The organism is uncultured Treponema sp. (genome assembly GCF_946187725.1).
In the GTDB taxonomy this organism is placed as follows: Bacteria; Spirochaetota; Spirochaetia; order Treponematales; family Treponemataceae; genus Treponema_D.
Genome location: NZ_CAMHSK010000007.1, coordinates 110,646 through 116,847 on the forward strand (window position 1 = coordinate 110,646; position 6,202 = coordinate 116,847).

The 6,202-nt window shown below is 46.8% G+C and carries 6 protein-coding genes; 5 read left to right on the top strand and 1 reads right to left on the bottom strand.

Annotated elements, in window-relative coordinates; all coding sequences use genetic code 11:
* The first annotated feature begins 32 nt into the window (after positions 1-32).
* The 5 genes from Q0Q74_RS04820 to Q0Q74_RS04840 are packed head-to-tail and all read left to right on the top strand — an operon-like array spanning position 33 to position 1,484.
* Complete coding sequence (locus Q0Q74_RS04820) at positions 33-341, top strand: hypothetical protein (protein WP_294429058.1); 309 nt, start codon at positions 33-35, stop codon at positions 339-341.
* A 29-nt stretch (positions 342-370) separates the two neighbouring features.
* Positions 371-502 carry a hypothetical protein gene (locus Q0Q74_RS04825; protein WP_294429059.1) on the top strand — a complete coding sequence of 44 codons (132 nt, stop codon included), beginning with the start codon at positions 371-373 and terminating at the stop codon, positions 500-502.
* 9 nt (positions 503-511) lie between these two features.
* Positions 512-928 carry an aminotransferase class III-fold pyridoxal phosphate-dependent enzyme gene (locus Q0Q74_RS04830; protein ID WP_294429062.1) on the top strand — a complete coding sequence of 139 codons (417 nt, stop codon included), beginning with the start codon at positions 512-514 and terminating at the stop codon, positions 926-928.
* On the top strand, positions 883-1,131 hold the full coding sequence (locus tag Q0Q74_RS04835) for an aminotransferase class III-fold pyridoxal phosphate-dependent enzyme (protein ID WP_294429064.1): 249 nt from the start codon (positions 883-885) through the stop codon (positions 1,129-1,131). Before Q0Q74_RS04830 ends, Q0Q74_RS04835 begins: the two co-directional genes overlap by 46 nt.
* A 14-nt stretch (positions 1,132-1,145) precedes the next feature.
* Positions 1,146-1,484 (top strand): iron-containing alcohol dehydrogenase, encoded by a 339-nt coding sequence (locus tag Q0Q74_RS04840; protein ID WP_294429065.1) that lies wholly within the window; start codon positions 1,146-1,148, stop codon positions 1,482-1,484.
* A 72-nt stretch (positions 1,485-1,556) separates the two neighbouring features.
* On the opposite strand, the gene Q0Q74_RS04845 is transcribed toward Q0Q74_RS04840, so the two are convergent.
* Positions 1,557-6,131, bottom strand: a complete 4,575-nt coding sequence (locus Q0Q74_RS04845) for a 2-hydroxyacyl-CoA dehydratase (protein WP_294429067.1) — start codon at positions 6,129-6,131, stop codon at positions 1,557-1,559.
* Positions 6,132-6,202 lie beyond the last annotated feature (71 nt).

Below are 6,202 nucleotides of genomic sequence, written 5' to 3' on the forward strand. Positions count from 1 at the left end.
TCGGAATCATTGTTGTTGACAGAACATACGGCTTGAATCTTGAGACGGATGAGCACAATTATGAGTATTATGCGAACTGCCTGAATCGTGATGTGGAGAATATGGAATGTCATCCGCTTTTCATGAAATTCCTGAATAAATTCGTCCTTCTCTTTGAGGAAAAAAATGATAAGACTGCCGAAAAAGAAATCGAATCCGTGCTCCGAAAACTCGATGAGCTGCCCCGCTTCAAAGGCCTGATACGGAGCACCTGTATTCTGGGGCCTGTCTGCTCAAATCCAGCTGATTTATCCAACAAAAGCAAAGGCGCTTTGGGAAATCCCGAAGCGCTTTTTTTTTAATAACAAAATAATTTTAGCGAGGTGCGAAAATGAAAAAAGTAAGAATTGCAAGAATTGCAGAAAGAATGGTTGTGGCATTGACCCTGGTAGCAGCAGTACCTTTCATCGGTTGCAAAGACAAAAAAGCAGCATCTTCTAAACCGGTTCTTCGGGTCGGATAGGAGAAAAATATGAAACTTAAAGACACAGGATTAACAGCACAGGACATCAAGGACAAGGTTTCGAAATACATGATTGAAACCTACGAGCGATTTGATTTCATTGCGGAGACTGCAAAGGATCAGTATTTGTACGACGAGAAAGGCGAGCCGTACCTTGATTTTTATGCTGGAATTGCCGTAAACAGCGCGGGCAACTGTAACCAGAAAGTCGTGGATGCAGTAATCGATCAGGTTCAGGATGTCATGCACACCTTCAACTATCCTTACACGATTCCGCAGGCACTTCTCGCAGAAAAGATTTGTACGACAATCGGCATGGACAAGATTTTCTATCAGAACTCAGGAACTGAAGCGAACGAAGCGCAGAAAATGCTAAAAAAATGGGAGACTACTTCTCTTCAAAACTTGAAACGCTTCCACATGTAAAAGAAGTTCGCCATCAGGGGCTTCTGGTCGGTGTTGAATTTGATGACACAATCAGCGGGGTTGATGTTAAGCACAAGTGCCTTGAAAAGCATCTTCTCATTACTGCGATTGGCGCTCATACAATCCGAATGATTCCGCCGTTTATCATCACGGAAGAGGATTGCGACAAGGCGTTTGAAATCATCAAATCAGTTGTTGCTTAAACAGGCTGTCACAGGTGGCGTTCGGTGGTGGCTCTCCGCTTGATGTTGCAAAAGCCGTTGCTGTTTTGGCCACTTACGGCGGAAAAATCACGGAATACGAAGGGGGCGGAAAAGTTCCCGGCCCTGTCGTTCCGATGATTGCAATTCCTACTACAGCGAGCACTGGAAGCGAAGTAACTGCCTTTTCCGTCATCACAGATCACAGCCGAAATTACAAGCTGACAGTTGCCTCAAACTATCTTCTTCCATTATATGCTATTCTTGATTCTGAGCTGATTGCAACCGTGATTGCCGTTAATCCGCGAAAAACGGAAAAATCCGATGTTCTTGAAATGTACAGGAAATCTTACTGAAAAATAAAAAAATTGCCCGATAACACGAATCGCATCATCGGGCAATTTCAATTTAATCTTATCTTTTTGCGTTTACACAGCTGTTGTTGCCGGAACTGCGTTCTTTGCGTCAATCGGATCGTTATCGACGAACTGAGCACCACCGCTTGCGTACTGGATGATTGGCTCTACTTCGCCTTTTTTGGTCCAGATTTTGCCGTTTGGAAGCTCGTCCGGGTTTTTGCCGATTGGGGCATTGCTCAAAAGCAGCTTGAGTCGGTTGAGCTGGTTGACTTCAGATGCGCCTGGATCGTAGTCGATTGCGCTGATGTTTGACTCAGGGTATCGGCGGCGGAGTTCTTTTATCATGCCCTTACCAGTGATGTGGTTTGGAAGACATGCGAACGGCTGAACACACGCGATGCTCGGAGCACCAGAGTGAATCAATTCTACCATTTCGGCTGTGAGGAACCATCCTTCGCCGGAAATATTACCAGTCTGAATGAGGCCTTCGACGCTCTTCATCATGTCCCAGATTGAGTTTGGCGGATCGAAACGGCGGCTCTTTCGGAGACATTTCTTCATATATTTGCGATAAAGTTCCAGTGCCCAGACTGCGAAATTTCCGTTTCTCTCTTCGGCTTTCGGGAATGCGAGTTCTCTGTGGCGGAATACGCCGTCACTGAAGGTGTAGAAGAGGAAGTCCATCAAATCTGGCATTACGCATTCTGCGCCTTCTCGTTCGATAACATTTACCATGTCGTTGTTTGCGGTCGGGTGGAATTTTACGAGGATTTCACCGACAACACCGACTCGTGGCTTTTTGACCGGGAGAATCGGCAATCGGTCAAAGTCACGCACGATTCCGCGAATCAATCTTCGGTATTTGAAAATTGAGTTTGATTTGAGCATTTCTTCGGCTTTTGCATTCCATTTTTCGTAGAGACGGTTTGCGCTGCCCGGCTCGGCTTCGTAAGGTCGTACGCGGTAAAGAACCCGCATCAAAAGGTCGCCAAGGAAAGCGGCCATCATTGCCTTGTGAACCATGCCCGGTGTGAAAGTGAAGCCAGGGTTCTTTTCCATGCCCAAAGCATTGAGTGAAATTACAGGAACATGTGCCCATCCGGCATCATTTAATGCACGGCGGATAAATCCGATGTAGTTTGTAGCACGGCAACCGCCACCTGTCTGCGAGATGATGACTGCTGTTTTGTTGATGTCATATTTTCCTGATTCAAGCGCTTCGATGAGCTGACCAGTGACCAAAATTGAAGGATAACATGCATCGTTGTTTACGAATTTGAGACCTGCATCGACTGCTTTCGGGTCAACTGAATCAAGGACGACGAAATTGTAGCCTGAATACTGGAAGGCCTTCTGCAGCAAGCGGAAGTGAATCGGTGACATCTGCGGACAGAGAATCGTGTATTCGTGCTTCATTTCTTCGGTGAAAATCACTCGCTGATAAGCCGCGCTCTTTGTCGGGAGATGCTTTCGGTTGCGCTGGCGAGCACGGACTGCCGCAATGAGCGAGCGGATTCGGATTCGCACTGCACCGAGGTTGCTTCCTTCGTCAATCTTAATGAGCGTGTACATGCGGCTCTTTGACTTCATGATTTCGTCAACCTGATCGGCTGTTACGGCATCGAGACCACAACCAAATGATGTGAGCTGAACAAGCTCCAGATTTGGCATGCCTGAGACGAAATTTGCTGCACGATACAATCGGTTATGATAAGTCCACTGGTCAATGATTCGAAGCGGGCGTTCAATTGAGCCAAGGTGTGCGACAGAATCTTCGGTAAATACTGCAAGACCAAGACCGTGAATCATCTCCGGGATTCCGTGGTTGATTTCCGGGTCAAGGTGATATGGACGGCCAGCAAGAACGATACCGTTGCCGCCAGTGACGACAAGCTGTTCAAGTGCTTCTTCTGCGGCGCGCTGAGTGTCAATCTTGAACTGCTCCTGTTCCTTCCAGCCTTCATCAACTGCCTTGTAAACCTGTTCCTGAGTGAGAGTAGGGAAGTGCTTGTGAAGTTCTTCGTAAAGTCGTTCGCGAAGTCGTGGCAAATCATAAATCGGAAGGAAAGGATTCATGAAAAGCATGTCTTTTGCTTCGTTGATTGAGTCGAGATTGTGCTTTAAGACTTCTGGATATGAAGTGACGACCGGGCAGTTGTAATGGTTTCCGGCACCTTTATCTTCGACTTTTTCATAAGGAATACACGGATAGAAAATGAATTTGCAGCCCATTTTGATAAGCGATTCCATGTGTCCGTGAGAAATTTTTGCAGGGTAACAGACTGATTCAGAAGGAATTGAGTCGATACCGCGCTCGTAAATCATTCGGCTTGAACGAGGCGAAGTTTTGACCTGGAAGCCGAGTTTTGTGAAAATCGTGAACCAGAGCGGATAGTTTTCGTACATGTTGAGGACGCGTGGAATTCCAACGCTGCCCATTGGTGCATCTTCTGGTTTGAGCGGAATATAATGGTTGAAAAGGCGTTTGTACTTCCAGTCGAAGAGGTTCGGGAGTTCGTAGCCAGTGGACTCGACGCCGGTGTTTTCTTTGTTTGAGCCGTCAACGGTTTTTGCGTTTTCGTCTTTGAGCTGATGGCGTTCAAGACCCTTTTCACAGCGGTTTCCGGTGATGAACTGGCGTTTTGCTCCGTTTGTTGTGAATGTGTTGATTGTAAGAAGACAGTTGTTCTGACAGCCGCCGCATCGTGTAAGCTCAAGGTCAACTTTGAATGACTCAAGCTGCTCAAGAGTTGCGATATTTGAAATAATCTTCGGCGGAATCCAGCCCTTTTCCTGACCCGGTTTTGGAGCCGTGAGGTCGCACCACTGGTCGTAAGCGATGAGGGCACTTCCGTAAGCACCCATGAGACCTGCGACATCCGGACGGAATACATTTACGCCCGCAATTTTTTCGAATGCACGGAGAACCGCATCGTTATAGAAAGTTCCGCCCTGAACAACGACCTTTGTACCGATTTCAGATGCACGGCGGAGTTTGATTACCTTGAAAAGTGCGTTTTTGATTACTGAATAAGAAAGACCTGCTGAAATGTCATCGATTGTGGCACCTTCTTTCTGAGCCTGTTTTACGCGGCTGTTCATGAAGACCGTACAGCGTGAACCCAAATCGACAGGTTTTTTGGCAAGAAGGGCGCGCTTTGAGAATTCACGGATATCGAGGTTCATAGAATTTGCGAAATTTGCAAGGAATGAACCACAACCTGCTGAACATGCTTCATTAAGCTGGATTGAAGTAATTGCACCGTCTTTCATGCGCAGACACTTCATGTCCTGACCACCGATATCGAGAAGGAATTCTACGCCAGGAACGAAGAATTCTGCTGCACGATAGTGAGTGATTGTCTCGACTTCACCGGCATCAACGCCAAGTGCGGCCTGGAAAAGTGCCTCACCGTAACCTGTTGAAACTGCGCGGGCAATGTAACAGTCTTTCGGCAAGATTTTGTACAAATCTTTGAGAACTCGGACTGCCAAATCAACAGGATTACCGGCATTTACATCATAGAAATCCCAGAGAATTTCACCCTTTTTATTTACGAGAACTGCTTTTGTGGTTGTGGAACCGGCATCAAGACCCAGGAAAAGAGGACCGTGCTCTGCATTCAAATCGCCGCGTTTTGCCTTATCTTCACCATGGCGCGCACGGAATTTTGCCAAATCTTCTTCATCAACGAAAAGCGGTTCAAGTCGCTGAACTTCACTAAGCTCGGCTCCTTCAAGATTCTTCAAACTGTCCCTGAATTCTGCAATTGTAGGGAATTTCTTTGGCATTGAAGATGAAAGCGGATTGCAGACCTTTTCGGCAGAGTAAGCTGAGCCTGCCGCAACGAAAAGCTGGCTGTCTTCCGGAACGATGATTTCGTCGTCTTTGAGTTTGAGAGTTTCGATAAATCGCACGCGGAGCTGGTCAAGGAAGTGGAGCGGACCGCCCAAAAATGCTACATGACCGCGAATTGGTTTGCCACAAGCAAGGCCTGAGATTGTCTGGTTTACGACTGCCTGGAAAATTGAAGCCGCAATGTCTTCTCGGCGCGCACCTTCGTTGATGAGAGGCTGAACATCTGTTTTTGCGAAAACGCCGCATCGTGCTGCGATTGGATAAATCTGTTTGCAACCGGCCGCAAGTTTGTTGAGGCCTGGTGCGTCTGTTTCGAGCAAAGCTGCCATCTGGTCGATGAATGCGCCTGTACCGCCTGCGCAAGTACCGTTCATTCGCTGCTCGACACCGCCTGTGAAGTAAGTGATTTTGGCATCCTCACCACCAAGCTCGATTACAACATCAGTCTGAGGAATGAGTTTTTTGACGGCTGTAGTAGCCGCAACGACTTCCTGAATGAAAGGAATGTTGAGCCACTGAGAGACAGAAAGACCGCCTGAACCCGTAACTTTTACAGAAACAGTATGTTTATCTCCTAAACTGACGACCTTTTCGATTTCGTTTAAGGCCTGTGTGACGACAGTTATGATTGTGTTGCGAATGTCCGCACGATGTCGCTGGTAATCGCCGTAAATCATTTTGTCCTTTTCATCAAGACAAACGACTTTTACAGTTGTTGAACCGACATCAATTCCAATTCGGACAGGTGTAACTGCCGGAGTGAAGACTGTGTTTGCTGTTTCCATGGAATCCTCTTTAAAGACAATAATTCTATTGTAGGGAATATATAGGCCTACATAATACCTTTTAAATAAGA